We start from the raw sequence: 22,589 nt of genomic DNA, 5'->3' as shown, positions 1-22,589 counted from the left end.
ACAGTGAACTCAGAACCTTCAAGCCCGAGCCATTGCTCGGGCTTTTTCATTTCATGCTTAGAGCCAACAACTTTGACATTCCACTTTCTTAAAATCAAAAGGTTTGGGTATACTGGATGCTTCTCAAATAGTTAGGACAAATTCGGACATGGCGAGCACCCCATTAAGGATTCTATTTACCAGCAAGATTTGGCTTGCTCTTGGGTTAATGCTTTCCTTCCACTTAATCCCTACTAGCTATGCAGCAAGTGATGCTGAACTCAAAGGGGTCAGCGGAGAAATCTCTCGTCAAAAGCAATCACTCTCTTCTCAGCAAAAGAAGCTCGATTCGTTGCAAAAGTCACTCAAATCGCAAGAAACTACGATTGCGCGCTTAGAGAGTGAGATCAAACAGACTCGCTCCTCTTTAAAAAGCACTAACAGCAACATCGCCAGCTTAGAAGCGAAAATTGGCAAATTAGACAAACAAAAACAAGCACAAAGTGACAAGTTGGCCGAGTTGATTCAAACTTACTACGTTACCCAGCGGGCAAAGTCTTCATCCAATATTCTCAATCAAGGAGTAGAGGAAGATAGAATCAGCCAATACTTCCAACACCTCGCCAAACAGCGCTCTGCCACTATTGCTGAGCTTGAGAACACCGTCAGCGAACTAGACGACAGCCACGAACAACTCAAACTAGAGAAGCAGCAAATTACTAGCCTCCTCAACCAACAAACCCAAAAACGCGATCAGCTTGCGAAAACCCAATCTAAACGAAAAGGTACGGTTTCACAGATCCGCAAGAGTATCTCGAACGACAAAGTCTATCTGTCAGAATTGCAACGCAACGAAACTCGGCTAAAAGCAGAAATTGCTAAAGCAGCAAAACGCAACGCAGTGCTTATGGATGGTCTAGCTAAGCAAAAAGGTAAACTACCTTGGCCATTGAAAGGCAAGGTTCTTCACAACTATGGTACACGCCAAACAGGCCAACTGAACTGGAAAGGCATGGTCATCAATGCCAACTATGGACAGTCGGTGAAAGCCGTTTACTCAGGTACGGTGGTATTTGCTGATTATCTACGTGGCTATGGACTGGTAGTCCTACTTGACCACGGTAAAGGCGATATGACGCTGTATGGTTTCAATCAAAGCCTATTGAAGAAAGAGGGCGATAAAGTTGCAGCTGGAGAGAGTATCGCCTTAGCTGGTGATACTGGCGGTCAACCTCGTCCATCACTGTACTTTGAAATTCGTCGTAACAGTAAAACTCAGAATCCAAAGAGTTGGTTAACTCGCTAAGATTTCATTCCATGTACGCAAAAGGATTCGGGGGGAGTGGCGCGAGTAGCTATTGCTGCAAGTATGCGCAGATATAGCTCTGCGCATTGTGAGAAAAATATACCTTCCTCAAGCGACCTGGAAAGCAATAGCTATTCAAGTCACTTCCTATAGTAGCCTTCAACCGCTTGAATAAATGCTTCTACCTGGCCTTTTTCAAGGGCATTGATACCCGCTGCTGCTGCACGTCCACCACCTGTGGGAAACTGAGAGCAGATATCTCCTGCGCCTTGCTTATTCGTTAACGGGGCCCGCAACGACACTGTATAAGTGCCATCGCTGTTTTCCGTCAATACGGCATGGGCTAAATCAGGGGATTGGTTAGCCAACAAGTTACCGTAAACACCACTGATTCGACGTGATGCCGCGGTATTAGGTAACTCAAATACTGATAGGGCGGCACTTTTATACTGAGCTTCAACCGCTAAAGCTTGCTCCATATCCTCTTTATAAGCTGACTGAAGCGCATAAAAAGGCGATCTTTGATCGGCTATCACAGCAAATGGATCATCATAGGTCAAAAGCTCTTGAAACAGGACAGCAGGGTCAAAATGGAGGTCATCTAGTTTAGAACCATAGCCGTTGTAGTTGATCAGCGTGCCCAACTCTTTAAGCTGCGCTTTTTGCTCTTGGCTAAATCCCGCTGCGTCTGCTAGCTGGTCCGCTTTGGCAATCAAGTTGTCCCCATAGGCTGCGGTAATACCCCATGAGTGGAAGCGTCCGTTAAGCAGTTTATCGATGATCAACGCCGTACAGGTGTTGGCATCGAGATCAATATGGGCTTCTAAATTAGGCTGACTCGGAATGTCTCCCGACTTATGGTGATCGGCGTAGAACACATCTAGCCCCATAGCCAACAGCCTTTCTAGGCTAGCTTTGTTCTGCTCCATCGAGATATCCAATACAGTGACAGAGTCGCCTGAAGTAGCGTCTAGCTTATCTAGCAATTGGATATCACGCTTAACACCTGTCACTAAAGCAGCGACCTTTGGTTCAGCTAAACGAAGTTGAAGCAGAGCTATGATCCCGTCGGCATCACCATTGAATACATCGAAGTGCATAGAAAAATAAAACCCATTAAAGTAACTATCTTTACTCTAATGGGTTCTTAGTGATTGAGCAATTTCAATTAGTTATGACTAAGCATGAATCGCTTTAACGCCATCTTCCAATAATTGAAGTTGATCTAAACCTTGTGCCGTTGCTTTTGGTTTTACCACGGAGATCATTTGCAGCATGCCCTGATGGATAACCTGTTCGGTGATCTTTGTTTTAGGTGACATCGCAGCTTGGTAGCCCAGCCAACTTGACGCAATCATATGCAGTGTTGTCACCAGTGATTTCATTTCACTGTCTTCAACCGCCACCAGCTCAAGGTCGACAAACGCACGCATAATATTGATCAAATTAGTTTGCAGCTTCTCTTGTACTTGGATGTACTCTTCATGTAACTGCTCATCACGCTGAAGGATCTCCGGCAGGTTGGCGTAGAAGAAGCGATACTTCCACATCAGAGTAAAGATGGAATCTAGATAGTGCTTGAGCAGTACTAAGCTCTCTTGTTGTCCTTGAATTGGCGTAAAACGTTCAAGTAACTCATTAGAATACAGAGCAAAGATCTCGCGCACGATTTCCTGCTTATTGCGGAAGTGGTAATACAGGTTACCCGGACTGATATCGATGTGCGCAGCGATATGGTTAGTTGTAATGTTGCGCTCACCATGCTGATTAAATTGTTCCAGTGCCGCCAGCACTATCTTGTCACGAGTTTTCATGAATTATCCGCATTCCTTTCTATATATCTATTCGCAGTATAGCGGCTAGTGTAACCGATAACAAAAAAGCGCCTGGTCGTATCAGGCGCTTTTCATTGTTTACTCAATTATTTGTGGTATGGCTTAGACAACTCATGCACCGCTTCCACGAACACGCCAGCGTTCTCAGGCGGAACATCTAAGTGGATGCCGTGGCCTAGGTTAAACACGTGGCCTGTACCTGCATCACCGAAGCCTTCAAGGATGGTTGATACTTCTTCACGAATGCGCTCAGGCGATGCGTAAAGCATAGATGGGTCCATGTTGCCTTGTAGCGCAACTTTATCACCCACACGCTTCACTGCGTCTTGAATATTGATTGTCCAATCTAGGCCTACCGCATCACAGCCAGTCGCTGCGATCTGTTCTAGCCACATACCACCATTTTTGGTGAATAGCGTAACAGGTACGCGGCGACCATCATTTTCACGGATTAGGCCATCTACGATTTTATGCATGTACTGCAGCGAGAATAGGTTGTAGTCACGCGGAGTAAGAACGCCACCCCAAGTATCAAATACCATTACAGATTGAGCGCCTGCTTTGATTTGAGCATTCAAGTATTCGATGACGCTATCTGCAAGCTTATCTAGAAGTAGATGCAGTGTCTGCGGCTCTGCGTACATCATCTTTTTGATCTTAGTGAAGGCTTTTGAGCTGCCACCTTCTACCATGTATGTCGCCAGTGTCCATGGACTACCCGAGAAACCAATAAGCGGTACGTCACCGTTAAGATCTTTGCGGATCTGACGCACTGCATTCATTACGTATTTAAGCTCGCCTTCTGGATCTGGGATACCGATCTTTTCTACGTCCGCTTTGCAAGTAATTGGCTTATCGAAAACCGGGCCTTCACCGGCAGCAAAACGTAACTCTAGCCCCATCGCATCTGGAATGGTCAGGATGTCTGAGAACAGAATAGCGGCATCAAGAGGAAAACGGCGTAGTGGTTGAAGAGTCACTTCTGAAGCTAACTCAGCATTCTTACACAAAGACATGAACTCTCCCGCCTCGGCGCGAGTGGCTTTGTACTCAGGAAGGTAGCGACCAGCTTGACGCATCATCCATACAGGGGTGTAGTCTACTGGCTGCTTTAGTAACGCGCGAAGATAGCGGTCATTCTTTAATTCAGTCATTCCGTTTTTTTCCGATTTTAGGCTTTATTTTTGTAGCGGCTATTCTAACACTGTTTAGCTCGCAAAAGCGGTGTGCTTTGCAACCTAGATCATGTTATTAACTTTTAAATCAGTGCTTAATTTGCACCCACCCAGTATCGGTGTTAAAAATTTGTTTGCTAGCGAAAACTACAATTATAATCCGAGCACCAAGTGCTTGGCATCTCATAACGACATCTTACTTACCCCCTCCTTCTAGGAGGGTTTTTTTTGCCTATTTTTCAACAATATGGCTCATATCACCACAGGTATATTCGATTAACTCTCGAGCAATCGTTCCTTTCGGTGCAACTGGTGGAAGTGAGTCAAAATCAAACCATTTAGCGTCGGTCAGTTCACTATAATCAGGCTTAAGCAAACCAGAATCGTACTCAGCAACAAATCCCATCATCATGCTTGAAGGGAACGCCCAAGGCTGACTACCAAAGTACTGGATGTTTTTCACGTTCACACCCGTCTCTTCTTTCACTTCTCGAGCCACGCACTGCTCTAAGGTTTCTCCCACTTCTAAGAAACCTGCAATCACAGTGTACATGCCATTTCTGTGTCTTGGATGCTGAGCCAACAAAATTTGATTTTCTTTTCTAACCGCAACAATGATGCAAGGGAAAATACGCGGATAGTGCAGAGTACGACAATCACCACACTGCATAGCCAGTTGATTGTGATTAAGATGATTTCTTCCGCCGCATTGAGGACAAAAACGCAGAGTTTGGCTCATATGCCCGTACTGAATCGCTTTGCTTATTAAAAGAAAAAGCGGCTCTGGGAAATGCAAACACTCACGCAAAGAGGTCATCTCAACGTCGGTTTGTATATCTGCTTCATTGAGCCACATTACAGGAGCCCCCTGCCATAGACCAACCTGTATCGCTTGCTCGAACGGTAGTTGAAATTGTTCTGCGTTGCCTTTTGGTAACTCTCCATTTAGCAACCAAACATCACTTCCTGATACCACGCACCAGTACGCATTCTGCGCAGGGCTAATGTCACCTTTCTTTAACATCGACTTATCTCTTCACTTGCAGTTCGTCTATTTTACTGGCAATCTAATTTCATACCAGAGTTTGTAGTCAGACTATATTAAGTCTATAAATTCTAGTAAGGACAAGAGGTTGAACTCTGTACGTGCTTTGGGAGTCAAAGCGGAATGGTCACCGGCGAAGTGACCCGATCATGAGGATATGGTCATGCTTAATAAATTCAAACAAACACAAGAACAATGGGGTGGCTCAAGCGAAGTCATCGACCACTGGTTAGAGACTCGCCAATCACTGATTGTCGAATACTGCCAACTTGGAACCCTTCAACCCGTAAACGGCCACGCTAACGTCGTCGAACTTCCCTCCCCTAAACAAATCAGCTCATTTTGCGATCACGTTGTAGATTACATTTCTGAAGGCCATTTTAAAATCTACGATATGGTGATGGATAAATGGCAAGCGACAGGGTTTAAGAGTAATGACGAAATTGATTCGACGTACGCAAAGATCGTATTAACGACAGAACCCTTACTAGAGTTTAACGATAAATACGTCAATGTAAGTGCTGATGATGAATTACCTAACTTTGAAGCAGACATGTCAAAAGTGGGCGAACTACTCGAAGTACGCTTTGAGGTAGAAGATCAGTTGATTCAACTTATCGCAGATAGCTTAGCGATTCCGCCAGGCGCTTAAGCGAGAAGCGAGAAGCGAGAAGCGAGAAGCGAGAAGCGAGAAGCGAGAAGCGAGAAGCGAGAAGCGAGAAGCGAGATAGTTTTGAGGGGTTGGCGTTTTACGTCAACCCTTTTTACTTTGGAACGCTTCGCTATGGATACGGAATGCGAACGGACAACTCTCGAAGGACGAAGTCCGCTCTCGATTCTCGGAACGTAGTGTTCTCGGAGGGCGCAGCCTGTTCTAGCTTTCCATAGGACCAAGTCCGTTCCCGCTTCCCGCTCTCCAAAAACAAAAAAGGCACCCGAAGGTGCCTTTTGTCATTTCTTAGCTAGCGATTACTCGTCAGCAGACTTATTCATCCGAAGAGAAGCCAGCGTTAAGTAGTGCTGCAAGGTTATCCGTCGCTTGTTCAGCTGAAGGACCTTCTTGCTCTTCTACACGCTTAGCTTGACGATCTTGGTGGTAAGCGAAACCTGTACCTGCTGGGATTAGACGACCAACAATTACGTTTTCTTTCAGACCACGAAGCTCGTCACGCTTACCAGAAACTGCTGCTTCTGTTAGTACGCGAGTTGTCTCTTGGAACGATGCCGCAGAGATGAACGATTCAGTCGCTAGAGACGCTTTAGTGATACCTAGAAGTTCACGTTCAAAGCGCACTGGCTCTTTACCTTCAGCTTCTAGAGCACGGTTAGCAATCTTAACGTTAGCGTATTCAACCTGCTCACCCACTAGGAACTCTGTAGAGTCGCCAGCGTGTGTGATTGTACACTTACGTAGCATCTGACGAACGATCGTCTCGATGTGCTTGTCGTTAATCTTAACGCCCTGTAGACGGTATACTTCTTGAACTTCGTTCGCGATATACTGAGTCACAGCGTGGATACCACGTAGGCGTAGGATGTCATGCGGAGACTCTGGACCGTCTGCGATCACGTCACCACGTTCAACCTTCTCACCTTCGAATACGTTAAGCTGACGATGCTTAGGAATCATCTCTTCGTAAGTGTCTCCACCTTCGCGAGTGATTACTAGACGACGTTTACCTTTCGTCTCTTTACCGAAGCTCACAGTACCTGTGTGCTCAGCTAGGATTGCAGGCTCTTTCGGCTTACGTGCTTCAAATAGATCAGCTACGCGTGGTAGACCACCGGTGATATCTTTGTTACCGCCAGATTTCTGAGGAATACGTGAAAGCGTATCACCCACACCTACTTCTGCGCCATCTTCGATGTTTACAATCGCCTTACCAGGTAGGAAGTAGTGAGCTGGCATATCAGTACCAGGAATCATTACATCGTTACCCTTAGCATCAACAAGTTTGATAGCTGGACGCATATCTTTACCTGCTGCTGGACGAGCTGCAGCTTCAGTTACTTCGCTTGAAGATAGACCTGTTAGATCATCTGTTTGACGAGAAACTGTTACACCGTCAATCATGTCAACGAATTGGATGCGACCTGCCACTTCAGTGATGATTGGCATAGTGTGCGCTTCCCAGTTCGCTACTGTTTCACCAGCAGTTACTGCGTCGTTGTCGCCTTTGCTCAGCAATGAACCATAAGGAAGTTTGTGTTTCTCTTTAGTACGACCGAACTCATCAATGATGGTTAGTTCAGATGCACGAGAAGTGATAACAAGCTTCTTATCTTTGTTCGTTACGAACTTAGCGTTGTGTAGCTTAACAGTACCTGTCGTCTTAGCTTGGATGCTGTTCTCTGCTGCTGCAGTAGATGCCGCACCACCGATGTGGAACGTACGCATCGTAAGCTGTGTACCCGGTTCACCGATAGACTGAGCAGCGATAACACCCACTGCTTCACCTTGGTTCACTAGGTGACCACGTGCTAGGTCACGACCGTAACACTGTGCACAACAACCGAAGTCGGCATCACAGGTAACTACAGAGCGCACTTTCATGCGGTCAACTGAGTTCTCTTCCATGATCTGACACCACTTCTCATCAATTAGAGTATTACGTGGGATCAGGACTTCTTCAGTACCTGGCTTAAGAACGTCTTCTGCTACTACACGACCTAGAGCTAGCTCAGAAAGTGCAACTTTAACGTCACCACCTTCGATGTGCGGCATCATGTCAACACCTTCGTGTGTGCCACAGTCATGTTCGTGTACTACAACGTCTTGAGCAACGTCTACTAGACGACGAGTTAGGTAACCCGAGTTCGCTGTTTTCAGTGCTGTATCCGCAAGACCCTTACGAGCACCGTGCGTTGAGATAAAGTACTGAAGTACGTTTAGACCTTCTTTAAAGTTCGCAGTGATCGGCGTTTCGATGATTGAACCATCTGGACGCGCCATCAGACCACGCATACCTGCTAGCTGACGAATCTGAGCTGCAGAACCACGTGCGCCCGAGTCGGCCATCATGTAGATGCTGTTGAATGACTCTTGCTGCTCTTCTTCACCTTCGCGGTTAACGACTGTTTCAGAAGATAGGTTTTCCATCATCAACTTAGCTACGCGATCGTTGGTCGATGCCCAAATATCGATCACTTTGTTGTAGCGCTCACCTGCAGTTACAAGACCTGACTGGTACTGGTCTTGGATTTCGCGAACTTCTGCTTCCGCTTCTTCGATCTCAGTGTACTTAGCTGCTGGAACAACCATGTCGTCGATACCAACAGATACACCAGAAAGTGCCGCGTAAGCGAAACCTGTGTACATGATTTGGTCAGCGAAGATTACTGTGTCTTTTAGACCAAGCTTACGGTACGCCTCGTTAAGTAGGTGAGAGATCTGTTTCTTACCTAGCTTTTGGTTAACGATGCTGTACGGAAGACCTGCTGGCACGATTTGCCATAGCATTGCACGACCGATAGTTGTATCAACCATCTTAGTCTCTGTTGTGCTGTTGCCATCTTCGTCTTTAACAGTCTCAGTGATACGAACTTTAACGCGAGCGTGTAACTCAGCAGTCTTAGTACGGTATGCCTTCTCAGCCTCAGCTGGGCTAGCAAGGTACATACCTTCGCCTTTCACGTTGATCTTGTCACGAGTCATGTAGTAAAGACCCAATACAACGTCCTGAGAAGGTACGATGATCGGATCACCTGACGCTGGCGACAGAATGTTGTTTGTCGACATCATCAGAGTACGAGCTTCAAGCTGTGCTTCTAGAGTTAGAGGCACGTGAACCGCCATTTGGTCACCATCGAAGTCCGCGTTGTACGCCGCACACACAAGTGGGTGTAGCTGAATCGCTTTACCTTCGATTAGTACTGGTTCGAACGCCTGGATACCTAGACGGTGAAGTGTAGGTGCACGGTTCAATAGTACTGGGTGTTCGCGGATTACTTCGTCTAGGATATCCCAAACGATCGCTTCTTCGCGCTCTACCATCTTCTTAGCAGCTTTGATTGTAGTCGCAAGACCACGAGTCTCTAGCTTGCTGTAGATGAATGGTTTGAATAGCTCTAGTGCCATCTTCTTAGGAAGACCACACTGGTGCAGACGAAGGTATGGACCTACTGTGATTACAGAACGGCCAGAGTAGTCTACACGCTTACCTAGAAGGTTCTGACGGAAACGACCTTGCTTACCCTTGATCATATCAGCAAGAGATTTCAGAGGACGCTTGTTCGAACCTGTGATCGCACGACCGCGACGACCGTTATCTAGAAGTGCATCAACAGACTCTTGCAGCATACGTTTTTCGTTACGTACGATGATGTCCGGAGCAGCTAGCTCTAGAAGACGCTTCAAACGGTTGTTACGGTTGATTACGCGACGGTATAGGTCGTTCAGATCAGAAGTCGCAAAGCGACCGCCATCTAGTGGTACTAGAGGACGAAGATCTGGCGGAAGTACCGGAAGCACTGTTAGGATCATCCACTCTGGGTTGTTACCAGATTGAACGAACGCTTCAACTAGCTTCAGACGCTTAGTGATCTTCTTACGCTTAGTCTCTGAGTTAGTAGACTGAAGCTCTTCACGCATCTCTTCGATTTCAGCAGGCAGATCCATAGACGCAAGTAGGTCTTTGATCGCTTCTGCACCCATCTTAGCCGTGAATTCATCACCCCACTCTTCTAGACGATCCAGATACTCTTCTTCAGTAAGCATCTGAGATTTTTCTAGATCAGTCATACCTGGTTCAGTGACTACGTACATTTCGAAGTAAAGAACACGTTCGATATCACGTAGAGGGATATCCATCAGTAGACCGATACGAGACGGTAGCGATTTTAGGAACCAGATGTGAGCAACTGGTGATGCAAGCTCGATGTGGCCCATACGGTCACGACGAACTTTAGTTTGTGTAACTTCAACGCCACACTTCTCACAGATTACGCCACGGTGTTTCAGACGCTTGTACTTGCCACAAAGACATTCGTAGTCTTTTACTGGACCAAATATACGCGCACAGAACAAACCATCACGCTCAGGCTTGAACGTACGATAGTTGATCGTTTCAGGTTTTTTAACTTCACCGAAAGACCATGAACGGATCATGTCTGGTGAAGATAGACCGATTTTGATTGCATCAAATTCTTCAGTCTTATGCTGCGCTTTTAGAAAGTTTAATAAGTCTTTCACAATCAGCTCCTGTAAGGAGTTAAAAGGAGCTCACCCGCAAAAGTGAGCACCTTCTACCAAATAATCCCGTGGGATTACTCTTCGTCTTCTAGCTCGATGTTGATACCTAGCGAGCGAATCTCTTTCAACAGTACGTTGAACGATTCTGGCATGCCAGGTTCCATGCTGTGGTTACCGTCTACGATGTTCTTGTACATCTTAGTACGGCCGTTAACGTCATCCGACTTAACTGTTAGCATTTCTTGTAGCGTGTAAGCAGCACCGTATGCTTCTAGTGCCCATACTTCCATCTCACCGAAACGCTGACCACCGAACTGAGCTTTACCACCAAGTGGTTGCTGAGTTACTAGGCTGTACGAACCAGTTGAACGAGCGTGCATCTTGTCATCAACAAGGTGGTTCAGTTTCAGCATGTACATGTAACCAACAGTTACAGGACGCTCAAACGCATCACCTGTGCGACCATCAAATAGCGTTAGCTGACCAGATTCTGGTAGGTCACCTAGTTTCAATAGCTCTTTGATTGATTGCTCAGAAGCACCGTCAAATACTGGAGTCGCGATCGGTAGACCACCACGTAGATTCTTGATCAGCGTACGAACTTCGTCATCAGATAGAGACGCAACGTCTACTTTCTGACGAGTATCACCAAGGTCGTAAACTTTCTGTAGGAAATCACGGAACTTAGCGAGCTCTTGCTGCTCTTTCACCATCTGGTTGATCTTGTCACCGATACCTTTCGCCGCCAGACCTAAGTGTACTTCTAGGATCTGACCGATGTTCATACGCGAAGGTACACCCAATGGGTTCAATACGATGTCAACTGGCTGACCTTTCTCATCGTAAGGCATGTCTTCAACAGGGTTGATCTTAGAGATTACACCCTTGTTACCGTGACGACCTGCCATTTTATCACCCGGCTGGATGCGACGTTTAACCGCTAGGTAAACCTTAACGATCTTCAGTACGCCAGGTGCAAGATCATCACCTTGTGTGATCTTACGACGCTTAGTTTCAAACTTCTTGTCGAAGTCAGCACGTAGCTCGTCGTACTGCTCTGCAAGCTGTTCAAGCTGAGTCTGTTGAGCATCATCTTCAAGCGTTAGCTCTAGCCACTTCTTACGATCGATAGTGTCTAGTTTCGCTTCAGTGTAACCACCGTCTAGTAGTACAGCTTTAACGCGGTTTAGAAGGCCACCCTCAAGAATCTGGAATTCTTCAGTAAGGTCTTTCTTCGCTTCTTTAAGCTGCATCTGTTCGATTTCAAGTGCACGTTTGTCTTTTTCAACACCGTCACGAGTAAATACTTGAACGTCGATGATAGTACCTGAAACAGAGTTTGGTACGCGTAGAGACGTGTCTTTAACGTCTGACGCTTTCTCACCGAAGATAGCACGTAGTAGCTTCTCTTCAGGAGTTAGCTGAGTTTCACCTTTAGGCGTTACTTTACCTACAAGGATGTCACCGCCTTTTACTTCCGCACCGATGTAAACGATACCTGACTCATCTAGTTTAGATAGAGCAGACTCACCTACGTTTGGAATATCAGCAGTGATCTCTTCAGCACCAAGCTTAGTATCACGCGCCACACAAGATAGCTCTTGAATGTGGATAGTTGTGAAACGGTCTTCTTGAACTACGCGCTCAGATACTAAGATCGAGTCTTCGAAGTTGTAACCATTCCAAGGCATGAACGCGATACGCATGTTCTGACCAAGTGCTAGCTCACCAAGGTCTGTTGAAGGACCGTCAGCAAGAACGTCACCACGTGCTACTGGTTCACCTGGCATCACACATGGACGCTGGTTGATACACGTGTTTTGGTTAGAACGAGTGTATTTAGTTAGGTTGTAGATATCGATACCCGCTTCACCAGGGATCAACTCTTCTTCGTTCACTTTAACAACGATACGAGAAGCATCTACAGACTGGATTACACCACCACGCTTCGCTACCGCTGTAACACCAGAGTCAACGGCGATGTTACGCTCGATACCAGTACCAACTAGAGGCTTATCAGCTTTAAGCGTTGGAACTGCCTGACGTTGCATGTTCGCACCCATCAATGCACGGTTCGCATCATCGTGTTCTAGGAACGGGATAAGCGATGCAGCGATAGATACAACCTGGTTAGTTGCAACGTCCATGTAGTCAACATGTTCGCGTGGGTGTAGACCAGATTCACCTTTCTGACGAGCAGTGATTAGCTCTTCAACAAAAGTACCTTGTTCAGAAAGAACCGTGTTCGCCTGAGCGATAACGTACTGACCTTCCTGAATAGCAGATAGGTAATCGACTTCGTCTGTTACTACGCCATCTACTACGCGACGGTATGGAGTCTCTAGGAAACCGTACTCGTTACAACGCGCGAACGCAGATAGAGAGTTGATCAGACCGATGTTTGGACCTTCAGGCGTTTCGATAGGACATAGACGACCGTAGTGAGTTACGTGTACGTCACGTACTTCGAAGCCAGCACGTTCACGAGTTAGACCGCCAGGACCCAATGCAGAGATACGACGCTTGTGCGTTACTTCTGATAGAGGGTTGTTTTGGTCCATGAACTGAGACAGCTGTGAAGAGCCAAAGAATTCTTTAACCGCAGCAGAGATAGGCTTAGCGTTGATTAGGTCTTGAGGCATGATCGCATCAAGGTCACCAAGGCTTAGACGCTCTTTAACAGCACGTTCAACACGTACTAGACCTACGCGGAATTGGTTTTCTGCCATTTCGCCAACAGAACGGATACGACGGTTACCTAGGTGGTCGATATCGTCCACTTCACCGATGCCGTTACGGATAGCGATAAGCTTCTTCATCACTTCGATGATATCAGTTTCATCAAGCGTGCCTTGCTCTTGAGCATCTTCACGTTCGATAGAGCTGTTGAACTTCATACGACCAACAGTCGATAGATCGTAACGCTCTTCAGAGAAGAATAGGCTTTCGAATAGTGCTTCAGCAGCTTCTTTCGTTGGTGGCTCACCAGGGCGCATCATGCGGTAGATTTCTACCAATGCAGAAATACGATCAACAGTGCTGTCGATGCGTAGTGTTTCTGACATGAATGGACCATGGTCTAGATCGTTAGTGAATAACGTTTCTAGTGCTTTATGGCCAGCTTGAGAAAGGTTAGCTAGTGCTTCTAGGCTAATTTCTTGGTTTGCACCAACAATGATCTCGCCAGTCGCTTCGTTGATGTAATCTTTCGATGCAACTTTGCCTACGATGTACTCAACCGGTACTTCGATATGCTCAACGCCATCTTTTTCAAGCTGACGGATGTGGCGTGCAGTTACACGACGACCAGTCTCAACGTAAACCTTGCCGTTTGCTTCGATGTCGAACGACGCAGTTTCACCACGTAGACGATCAGGAACAAGCTCCATTAGAAGAGTTTGATCTTTAACTTCGAAGTTCACCTTCTCAAAGAAGATGTCCAGGATCTCTTCTGTCGTCTTACCTAGTGCGCGAAGAATGATAGATGCTGGTAGCTTACGGCGGCGGTCGATACGTACGTACAGGTTATCCTTAGGATCAAACTCGAAATCAAGCCATGAACCACGGTAAGGAATAACACGTGCATTGTATAGAACTTTACCTGATGAGTGGGTCTTACCCTTATCGCTGTCGAAGAATACGCCTGGGCTTCTGTGCAGCTGGGATACGATAACCCTCTCGGTACCATTAATTACGAAGGTACCATTGTCTGTCATAAGCGGAATTTCGCCCATGTAGACTTCTTGTTCTTTAATGTCTTTTACAGTACCTGCTGGCGCGTCTTTATCAAAGATAACTAGGCGTAGTTTAACGCGTAGTGGTTTTGAATAAGTTACGCCGCGGATTTGACATTCTTTAACGTCAAAAACTGGCTCACCAAGACGGTAGCTAACGTATTGCAGCTCGGAATTGCCGTTGTAGCTCTGAATTGGAAATACAGAACGGAAAGCAGCTTCAAGACCGTATTGACCTTCAGGATCCTGTTCGATGAATTTTTCGAACGAATCGAGCTGGATCGATAGCAGGTATGGAATGTCCAACACTTGTGGACGAGTACCAAAGTCCTTACGGATGCGCTTTTTCTCGGTATAAGAGTAAACCATGGGGTTCCTCAGCTCGCTGATAAGTGACCCAAACTGTCTCCAATAGTTATGAGACAGTGACTAACATCTGTTTGATTGTAGTAACATTTCATTAAGAGCTAATGAAATGGTTTTTGCTAGGAAACTGGGTGCTCAAACAGCGGAAAAATCACCCAACCCCTACAGCGCAAAAAGGCCGGTGGTTATAAAACCACCAGCCATTAGCCGTTAGGCTAAGAAACTATGCAATAATTACTTAACAGTAACACTTGCACCAGCTTCTTCTAGCTGAGCTTTAAGAGCTTCAGCTTCTTCTTTATCTACGCCTTCTTTAAGAGGTGCAGGAGCGCCGTCTACTAGACCTTTAGCTTCTTTAAGACCTAGGCCAGTTGCGCCACGTACCGCTTTGATTACAGCAACTTTGTTGCCGCCAGCAGATTCTAGGATTACGTCGAACTCAGTTTGCTCAGCAGCAGCTTCGCCACCAGCAGCGCCGCCAGCTACAACAGCAGCAGCAGCAGAAACGCCGAATTTCTCTTCCATCGCTTCGATTAGTTCAACAACTTGCATTACAGACATTTCTGCAACTGCGTCTAGGATTTGCTCGTTAGTAATAGACATAACAATTCTCTTTTAAATCAACAATAAGTTTATTAAGCAACCAGAAAAAAGCAAGGCTTAAGCCGCAGCTTCTTGTTTTTGGTCGCGTAGTGCAGCGATAGTACGTACCAGCTTGCCTGCAGAAGCTTCTTTCATGCACATCATTAGGCGTGCGATAGCTTCGTCGTAAGTTGGTAGTGTCGCTAGTACTTCAGCGTCAGTAAGTGCGCCTTCAAATGCAGCAGCTTTGATCTCGAATTTGTCGTTCTCTTTAGCGAAGTCTTTGAAAAGACGCGCTGCAGCACCTGGGTGCTCGTTAGAGAATGCGATCAGAGTAGGACCAGTGAAAGTGTCAGTTAGACACTCGTAGTCTGTACCTTCAACCGCACGACGCATTAGAGTGTTACGAACAACTCGTACGTAAACGCCAGCTTCACGAGCTTGCTTACGTAGAGAAGTCATCGCGCCCACTTCAACGCCACGAGAATCAGCTACAACTGCAGAAAGTGCACCACTGGCAGCTTCGTTGACTTCAGCAACAATTGCTTTTTTGTCTTGAAGGTTTAAAGCCATCTTGGATTTACTCCTGGTTGTCGTTACACCACTCACTATTATCACAACAGTGAGAGCTATTTAGGTGCTTCCCAGAAGAAAGGTAACTATTTACATAGAGCTTTCTGTCAGTTCGGGCACCATCTACGTAGGAAAATTAAGTCATCATTTGTTAAACAAAGTCAGACACCTACGGTCTTGGACGGAGACTGGGTCATAATTCACAACAAATTCTAATCAGAATTTAATGAACCAAAGTTCAGCCCCAACCACAAATATTAGGCGCGAAATTATACACTAACTTCACGCCTAAGCAAATATATTAGTTTGCTAGAGTGTTCAGGCTACCCTGATCAACAGCAACACCAGCACCCATTGTAGTAGAGATGCTAACCTTCTGCAGGAATGTACCCTTAGCAGAAGACGGCTTAGCTTTCTTAAGAGCAACTAGAAGTGCTTCTAGGTTCTCTTTGATCTGCTCAGCAGAGAAGTTTGCTTTACCGATAGTAGTGTGGATGATGCCGTTCTTGTCGTTACGGTAACGAACCTGACCAGCTTTAGCGTTCTTAACTGCTTCAGCAACGTTAGGAGTTACAGTACCAACTTTAGGGTTTGGCATAAGACCGCGAGGACCTAGGATAGTACCTAGTTGACCTACAACGCGCATTGCATCTGGAGAAGCAACAACTACGTCGAAGTTCATTTCGCCTTTCTTAACTTGCTCAGCAAGATCTTCCATACCTACGATGTCTGCGCCAGCTTCTTTAGCTGCTTCAGCGTTTGCACCTTGAGTGAACACTGCAACGCGGATTTCGCGGCCAGTACCGTGAGGTAGTACAGTTGCACCACGTACGTTCTGGTCAGATTTACGAGCATCGATGCCTAGGTTAACAGCAACGTCTACAGACTCAACGAATTTAGCAGTTGCTAGTTCTTGAAGAAGAGCTACAGCTTCGTTGATTTCGTATTCTTTAGTTACGTCAACTTTTTCGCGGATAACGCGCATGCGCTTAGTTAGTTTTGCCATGATCTTAACCCTCTACCACTAGGCCCATTGAACGAGCAGTACCAGCGATAGAACGCTTCATTGCTTCGATGTCAGCACCAGTCATATCTGCAGCTTTAGTTTCTGCGATTTCCTGAAGCTGAGCGTCAGTTACAGTACCCACTTTCTCAGTGTTTGGACGACCTGAACCAGACTTAACGCCAGCCGCTTTCTTAAGAAGAACTGCAGCAGGTGGAGTCTTAGTTACGAACGTGAAAGAACGGTCGTTGTATACTGTGATAACAACTGGAGTTGGTAGACCTTTCTCAACAGATTCTGTTTTTGCGTTAAACGCTTTACAGAATTCCATGATGTTCACACCGTGTTGACCTAGAGCAGGACCAACCGGTGGACTCGGGTTCGCCATACCAGCAGCAACTTGTAGCTTGATGTAAGCTTCAACTTTCTTAGCCATGATAATTCCTAATTTTGGGTACAAACGCTAATCGGCTGATCAGCTCCCCGTTGATATAAATTCTTTTTATTTCGGCTCAATACTCATGCACAAGCCAAAATAATAAGGCGCGAAATTATAGTCATAATCCGCGCCTTATACAACCCTAAAAAGGTGATTTTTTATACTCTGAAAAACAGAGTCTTAGTCAAGTTTTTCAACCTGACCAAATTCAAGCTCAACTGGTGTTGCACGACCAAAGATCGATACAGACACTTTAACTCGGCTCTTATCGTAATCCACTTCTTCAACGGTACCGTTGAAGTCAGCAAATGGACCGTCAGTAACACGAACCACTTCACCCGCTTCGTACATAGTACGTGGACGAGGTGCTTCGCTTGCTTTCTCAAGACGGTTAAGAATCGCATCAGCTTCTTTATCAGTGATAGGAGCTGGACGGTCAGAGGTACCGCCAATGAAGCCCATGACACGCGGCACACTGCGTACTAAGTGCCATGATTCATCGTTCATGATCATCTGAACTAGGACGTAACCTGGGAAGAACTTGCGCTCAGACTTACGACGCTGACCTGCACGCATTTCCACTACTTCTTCAGTAGGGACTAGAACTTCACCAAACAGCTCTTCCATGCTGTGCATTTTAATATGCTCACGAAGAGATTGGGCTACACGGCCTTCAAATCCAGAGAAGGCTTGAACCACATACCAGCGTTTTTTTGGAGCTTCACTCATGAATTAAAACCCTCTATACCCCAGTTGCTAGAGCGACAAGACGAACCATAATTCCGTCGATGCCCCAAAGCACTAGAGCCATTACAATACTTACAGCTAAAACGATAAAAGTAGTTTGCATAGTTTCTTGGCGTGTAGGCCAAACAACTTTACGTACTTCCATACGTGACTCTTTTGCAAACTCAATCGCAGCTTTACCTTTAGTTGTTGTAGCAGCAACACCAAGTGCAGCAGCAATCAGTACAACAACACCTGCAGCGCGAATCACTACAGACATTTCACCATACAGGTAATTACCCACAACAGCGGCAGCTAACAGAACAAAAGTGACAATCCACTTGAAGATATCTGCGCCATTTGAGCTATCAGGAGTTTCAGCATTATTTGCTTTCATAAAACCAACCTGTCTAAGTCTTAATATAGACGACAACAACCCCGCTGTTGCAGGGCAAATCCATGAAACGACAATTTTAAAAAATTGACGTACTCTTTTTATTGACTGAGACGCAACACCTCAACCAAAAATCCTGCTCAATGCCATATTGAATAAGAAAACAACAGACATTTTATATAGTGCAGAAAAAGGGCATCAAATGATGCCCTTTTTGCTACTGGTTCGTCAAATCTTATTCAAAGATTTTCCGAAGTCTTTAGCTAATTCGTAAGAATTAGTCGAAGATCTTAGCAACAACACCAGCACCAACTGTACGGCCACCTTCGCGGATTGCGAAACGTAGACCTTCGTCCATCGCGATTGGAGCGATTAGTTCAACAGTCATCTTGATGTTATCGCCTGGCATTACCATTTCTACGCCTTCTGGTAGCTCGATGTTACCAGTTACGTCAGTTGTACGGAAGTAGAACTGTGGACGGTAGCCTTTGAAGAATGGTGTGTGACGACCACCTTCATCTTTAGACAGTACGTATACTTCTGACTCGAACTTAGTGTGTGGGTTGATTGACTTAGGAGCCGCTAGTACTTGACCACGCTCTACTTCGTCACGCTTAGTACCACGTAGAAGTGCACCAACGTTCTCACCCGCACGACCTTCGTCTAGAAGCTTACGGAACATTTCAACACCAGTACATGTTGTTACTGTTGTTTCTTTGATACCAACGATTTCTACTTCGTCACCTACAGTTAGGATACCGCGCTCGATACGACCAGTTACTACTGTACCACGACCTTGGATTGAAAATACGTCTTCGATAGGCATTAGGAATGGCTGATCGATTGCACGCTCTGGCTCTGGGATGTACGAATCTAGTGCTTCTGCAAGCTCAACGATCTTGTCTTCCCACTGCTTCTCGCCGTTTAGTGCGCCAAGTGCAGAACCTTGGATTACTGGCAGGTCATCACCTGGGAAATCGTACTCAGATAGAAGTTCACGAACTTCCATTTCTACTAGTTCTAGTAGCTCTTCATCGTCAACCATGTCACATTTGTTCATGAATACGATGATGTATGGGATACCAACCTGACGGCCTAGTAGGATGTGCTCACGAGTTTGTGGCATTGGGCCATCTGTCGCAGCAACAACTAGGATACCACCGTCCATCTGTGCAGCACCTGTGATCATGTTCTTAACATAATCCGCGTGTCCTGGACAGTCTACGTGTGCGTAGTGACGAGTTGGAGTGTCGTACTCAACGTGAGAAGTTGCGATTGTGATACCGCGCTCACGCTCTTCTGGAGCGTTATCGATAGATGCGAAGTCTTTCGCTTCACCGCCGTACACTTTAGCTAGAGTAGTACAGATTGCAGCAGTTAGAGTTGTTTTACCGTGGTCAACGTGGCCGATAGTACCAACGTTAACGTGCGGTTTAGTACGTTCAAATTTTTCTTTAGACACGATCGTGTTCCTTCCTAGTTATGATTCGCCACGATCCGAATTGATCGAGACGCGCCAGAATTTGCTATTTTATGCGCCAACGCATGTCAGCGCAATATTTGGACGCATTGATCTTTAAAAAAAGCTAGACTTTTTTTCCAGTTCAAGGCGTTTATACGTAACCACGGTCCGCCATGATTTTATCTGCAAAGTTTTTCGGTACTTCAGCGTACTCGTTAAACTCCATAGAGTAAGACGCACGGCCCTGAGTTGCAGAGCGAAGATCGGTTGCGTAACCAAACATCTCAGATAGTGGTACTTGAGCGCGGATGATCTTAATACCAGCCACACCATCGTCCATACCTTCGATCATACCGCGACGGCGGTTTAGGTCACCAACAACGTCACCCATCCAATCTTCAGGAGTGGTTACTTCAACATTCATCATTGGCTCAAGAAGAACAGGCTGTGCTTCTAATGAACCCTTCTTGAATGCCATCGAGCCAGCGATCTTAAACGCCATCTCGTTAGAGTCAACATCGTGGTAAGAACCATCAAACAGCGTTGCTTTAATGTCTAGCACTGGATAACCAGCTAGAACACCACTGTTCATTTGCTCTTCGATACCTTTCGCTACCGAACTGATGTATTCCTTAGGAACGACACCGCCCACAATTTCGTCAACAAAGACAAAACCTTCGCCAGGTTCAGATGGCTCCAGTTTGATCCATACGTGACCATACTGACCACGACCACCAGATTGACGTACAAATTTACCTTCAACTTCCGCGTTGCCACGGATTGTCTCACGGTACGCAACCTGAGGTTTACCAACATTACAGTCAACGCTGAATTCACGCTTCATACGATCAACGATAATATCTAGGTGAAGCTCACCCATACCAGAGATCAATGTCTGGCCTGTTTCGTCGTCCGTTTCTACGCGGAATGATGGATCTTCTGCTGCTAGTTTACCTAGAGCAATACCCATCTTCTCTTGATCGGCAACAGAGCGAGGCTCTACCGCGATCTGAATTACTGGATCAGGGAACTCCATACGCTCCAGAATAACCTTATGGTTCTGGTCACATAGTGTGTCACCTGTTGTCACGTCTTTAAGGCCGATTGCTGCTGCAATATCGCCCGCGCGAACTTCTTTGATTTCATCACGCTTATTTGAGTGCATCTGAACGATACGACCAAAGCGCTCTTTCTTCTGCTTAACAGAGTTGTAAACAGCGTCGCCAGAATTAACCACACCAGAGTAAACACGCATAAAGGTAAGCGTACCTACAAACGGGTCTGTGGCGATTTTGAATGCTAGTGCTGAGAAAGGTTCGTTGTCGTCTGCGTGACGCTCAACTTCTTTTTCGTTGTCATCTACACCTTTGATCGCTGGTACGTCAACTGGCGATGGCAAGAATTCAACCACTGCATCAAGTACCGCTTGAACACCTTTATTCTTAAACGCACTACCACATGTAGCCAGTACGATTTCATTATTTAGTGTGCGAATACGTAACGCTTGCTTAATTTCAGCTTCGGTCAATTCACCTTCTTCAAGATATTTGTCCATCAGCTCTTCGCTTGCTTCAGCCGCTGACTCAACAAGATTGTTGTGCCACTCTTCCGCTAGTTCTTGCATGTCTGCTGGAATATCTTCGTAAGTGAAGGTAGTGCCTTGGTCTTCTTCACTCCAGTTGATCATTTTCATCTTGATTAGGTCAATAACACCCTTGAAGTCATCTTCCGCGCCAACGTTAAGTTGAATAGGAACAGGGTTAGCACCAAGACGGTTTTTAATTTGATCAACAACACGAAGGAAGTCAGCACCTGCACGGTCCATCTTGTTAACAAATACCATACGTGGAACTTGGTACTTATCCGCTTGACGCCATACAGTTTCAGATTGAGGTTCAACACCTGACGAACCACAGAACACAACAACGGCACCATCAAGTACGCGCAACGAGCGCTCTACTTCGATCGTGAAATCAACGTGTCCAGGAGTATCAATGATGTTGATGCGGTGGTCTTGGAATTGTGCATCCATACCACGCCAGAAAGTGGTAGTCGCAGCAGAAGTGATTGTGATACCACGCTCTTGCTCCTGCTCCATCCAGTCCATGGTAGCAGCGCCATCGTGGACTTCACCGATTTTATGAGAAAGACCAGTGTAGAACAGAATACGTTCACTTGTGGTTGTTTTACCTGCGTCTACGTGAGCGACGATACCAATATTACGGTAGCGCTCAATAGGTGTTTTACGAGCCACGATTGAATCCTCATGAATTAGGGACTATTGCTATCTCTAGTACGGATTGTCAATCTTAGACAATTTTCCTTACCCCTAGATATAGCAATAGTTCCTAGGCTTGCGCATAGGAACTAGAGTAGCGCCGCGAGGGTTCCCGCGGCACTGAAAGGTATTACCAACGGTAATGTGCGAACGCTTTGTTTGCGTCAGCCATGCGGTGAACGTCTTCACGTTTCTTAACCGCAGTACCTTTGTTCTCAGACGCGTCTAGCATTTCAGCAGCTAGGCGTTGAGCCATAGATTTTTCACCACGCTTGCGCGCAGCTTCAACCAACCAACGCATAGCAAGTGCGTTACGGCGAACCGGACGTACTTCTACAGGTACTTGGTAAGTTGAACCACCTACACGGCGAGATTTAACCTCTACCGCTGGGCGAACATTTTCAAGAGCTTCTTCAAATACAGCTAAGTGATCTTTACCAGATTTCTCAGCCATTGCATCTAGTGCAGTGTAAACAATTTTCTCTGCAGTAGATTTTTTAC

Annotated in this window: 17 protein-coding genes; 2 read left to right on the top strand and 15 right to left on the bottom strand. The window is 46.0% G+C overall.

What is annotated here, in order from left to right; all coding sequences use genetic code 11:
- The first annotated feature begins 148 nt into the window (after positions 1-148).
- Positions 149-1,285 carry a murein hydrolase activator EnvC family protein gene (locus tag QTO00_RS01295; RefSeq protein ID WP_331422489.1) on the top strand — a complete coding sequence of 379 codons (1,137 nt, stop codon included), beginning with the start codon at positions 149-151 and terminating at the stop codon, positions 1,283-1,285.
- Positions 1,286-1,425: 140 nt separating this feature from the next.
- Here QTO00_RS01295 and QTO00_RS01290 read toward each other — a convergent pair whose 3' ends face one another.
- From QTO00_RS01290 to nudC, 4 genes are all read right to left on the bottom strand, one after another.
- On the bottom strand, positions 1,426-2,385 hold the full coding sequence (locus tag QTO00_RS01290; RefSeq protein ID WP_331422488.1) for a DHHA1 domain-containing protein: 960 nt from the start codon (positions 2,383-2,385) through the stop codon (positions 1,426-1,428).
- Between the two features lie 78 nt (positions 2,386-2,463).
- Positions 2,464-3,099 (bottom strand): TetR/AcrR family transcriptional regulator, encoded by a 636-nt coding sequence (locus QTO00_RS01285; RefSeq protein WP_331422487.1) that lies wholly within the window; start codon positions 3,097-3,099, stop codon positions 2,464-2,466.
- 107 nt (positions 3,100-3,206) lie between these two features.
- Positions 3,207-4,274 carry a uroporphyrinogen decarboxylase gene (gene hemE, locus QTO00_RS01280; RefSeq protein ID WP_331422485.1) on the bottom strand — a complete coding sequence of 356 codons (1,068 nt, stop codon included), beginning with the start codon at positions 4,272-4,274 and terminating at the stop codon, positions 3,207-3,209.
- A gap of 253 nt (positions 4,275-4,527) precedes the next feature.
- Positions 4,528-5,319 carry an NAD(+) diphosphatase gene (gene nudC / locus QTO00_RS01275; protein WP_331422483.1) on the bottom strand — a complete coding sequence of 264 codons (792 nt, stop codon included), beginning with the start codon at positions 5,317-5,319 and terminating at the stop codon, positions 4,528-4,530.
- Positions 5,320-5,497: 178 nt separating this feature from the next.
- On the opposite strand from nudC, the gene rsd reads away from it, so the two are divergent.
- Complete coding sequence (gene rsd / locus QTO00_RS01270; protein WP_331422482.1) at positions 5,498-5,992, top strand: sigma D regulator; 495 nt, start codon at positions 5,498-5,500, stop codon at positions 5,990-5,992.
- Positions 5,993-6,325: 333 nt separating this feature from the next.
- On the opposite strand, the gene rpoC is transcribed toward rsd, so the two are convergent.
- From rpoC to rpsG, 11 genes are all read right to left on the bottom strand, one after another.
- Positions 6,326-10,531, bottom strand: coding sequence for a DNA-directed RNA polymerase subunit beta' (gene rpoC / locus QTO00_RS01265; protein ID WP_331422481.1), 4,206 nt, complete (start codon positions 10,529-10,531; stop codon positions 6,326-6,328).
- A 74-nt stretch (positions 10,532-10,605) separates the two neighbouring features.
- The gene (gene rpoB, locus QTO00_RS01260) at positions 10,606-14,634 is read right to left on the bottom strand and encodes a DNA-directed RNA polymerase subunit beta (protein WP_331422480.1); all 4,029 of its coding nucleotides are present in this window, start codon (positions 14,632-14,634) and stop codon (positions 10,606-10,608) included.
- A 231-nt stretch (positions 14,635-14,865) separates the two neighbouring features.
- Positions 14,866-15,234, bottom strand: a complete 369-nt coding sequence (rplL, locus tag QTO00_RS01255) for a 50S ribosomal protein L7/L12 (RefSeq protein ID WP_038209840.1) — start codon at positions 15,232-15,234, stop codon at positions 14,866-14,868.
- A 57-nt stretch (positions 15,235-15,291) separates the two neighbouring features.
- Entirely contained in the window at positions 15,292-15,786 is a 495-nt protein-coding gene (gene rplJ / locus QTO00_RS01250) for a 50S ribosomal protein L10 (protein ID WP_038209841.1), read from the bottom strand.
- Positions 15,787-16,087: 301 nt separating this feature from the next.
- A complete protein-coding gene (rplA, locus tag QTO00_RS01245; RefSeq protein ID WP_008078230.1) occupies positions 16,088-16,792 on the bottom strand; it encodes a 50S ribosomal protein L1 in 705 nt (234 codons plus the stop codon).
- Between the two features lie 4 nt (positions 16,793-16,796).
- Positions 16,797-17,225, bottom strand: a complete 429-nt coding sequence (gene rplK / locus QTO00_RS01240; RefSeq protein ID WP_004747601.1) for a 50S ribosomal protein L11 — start codon at positions 17,223-17,225, stop codon at positions 16,797-16,799.
- A 183-nt stretch (positions 17,226-17,408) separates the two neighbouring features.
- Positions 17,409-17,957, bottom strand: a complete 549-nt coding sequence (nusG, locus tag QTO00_RS01235; protein ID WP_004415884.1) for a transcription termination/antitermination protein NusG — start codon at positions 17,955-17,957, stop codon at positions 17,409-17,411.
- A gap of 13 nt (positions 17,958-17,970) precedes the next feature.
- The gene (gene secE, locus QTO00_RS01230) at positions 17,971-18,351 is read right to left on the bottom strand and encodes a preprotein translocase subunit SecE (protein ID WP_038209845.1); all 381 of its coding nucleotides are present in this window, start codon (positions 18,349-18,351) and stop codon (positions 17,971-17,973) included.
- A gap of 274 nt (positions 18,352-18,625) precedes the next feature.
- Positions 18,626-19,810, bottom strand: coding sequence for an elongation factor Tu (gene tuf / locus QTO00_RS01225; RefSeq protein ID WP_272785814.1), 1,185 nt, complete (start codon positions 19,808-19,810; stop codon positions 18,626-18,628).
- A gap of 151 nt (positions 19,811-19,961) precedes the next feature.
- Complete coding sequence (gene fusA / locus QTO00_RS01220; RefSeq protein ID WP_038209752.1) at positions 19,962-22,064, bottom strand: elongation factor G; 2,103 nt, start codon at positions 22,062-22,064, stop codon at positions 19,962-19,964.
- Positions 22,065-22,218: 154 nt separating this feature from the next.
- Positions 22,219-22,589: 30S ribosomal protein S7 (rpsG, locus tag QTO00_RS01215; RefSeq protein ID WP_331422473.1), on the bottom strand; the 371-nt coding region annotated here is incomplete at its 5' end.

The organism is Vibrio sp. M260118, from assembly GCF_036533755.1.
Lineage (GTDB): Bacteria > Pseudomonadota > Gammaproteobacteria > Enterobacterales > Vibrionaceae > Vibrio.
Note: the sequence above shows the minus strand (reverse complement) of the source record. Positions and strands in the feature narration are given on the sequence as shown.